We start from the raw sequence: 670 nt of genomic DNA on the forward strand, positions 1-670 counted from the left end.
TCTGGATCAGTCGGCCCACGGCGTCCCAGGCGTGACGGGTAACCGCGCCGTGTTCATCCTGCGCAGTAATCCGCCGCCCCAACGCATCGCAGGAAAACTTCCGCACCCCACCGTCGGGCAGGCTTTCCTCGACCAGTTGCCCAAGGTCGTTCCACACAAATACATGGCGACCACTGTCCGGATAACGGATCGACAGCAACCGCCCCTGCGGGTCGTAGTGGTAATGGGTGACATGGCCGTCGGGATCGACCGCTTCGGTGATGTCACCCTGCGCATTGCGCCGGTATGTCCACTGCGCATCGCCACGCGAACGGCTGTGCAGGAAACCGTGGCGGTATTCGTAGGACGTCGGCGCATCGTCCGGCGGAATCAGCGCGATCAGCCGTCCGACCTCGTCGTAGCGGTATTCGGTGACCGCCCCCAGCGCATCCTGCTCGGCGATCAACCGACCCTGCGCGTCGTAGGCCTTGAGCTGCTCGCCACCGTCAGCGGCGACCTGACGCACCAGCCGCGCGGTGTCGTCGTGGACGTAAACCTCTTCCCGACCGTCGACGTACTGCACCGTGACGCTGCCGGCGTCATCCCAGACGTAACGCGTATCCATCTGCGAAAACGACGCCCAGTGCCGCACGCAACGTGCCGCCTTGCCGGCACGCTCCCACTCCCAGAA

1 pseudogene is annotated in these 670 nt (G+C 64.9%); it reads right to left on the reverse strand.

Annotated features, from left to right (window positions below):
* Positions 1-670, reverse strand: a pseudogene (locus AC1RMX_RS29685) (type IV secretion protein Rhs); the annotation flags it as partial.

The sequence above is a fragment of the Pseudomonas sp. GW822-FHT03F04 genome (genome assembly GCF_058801405.1).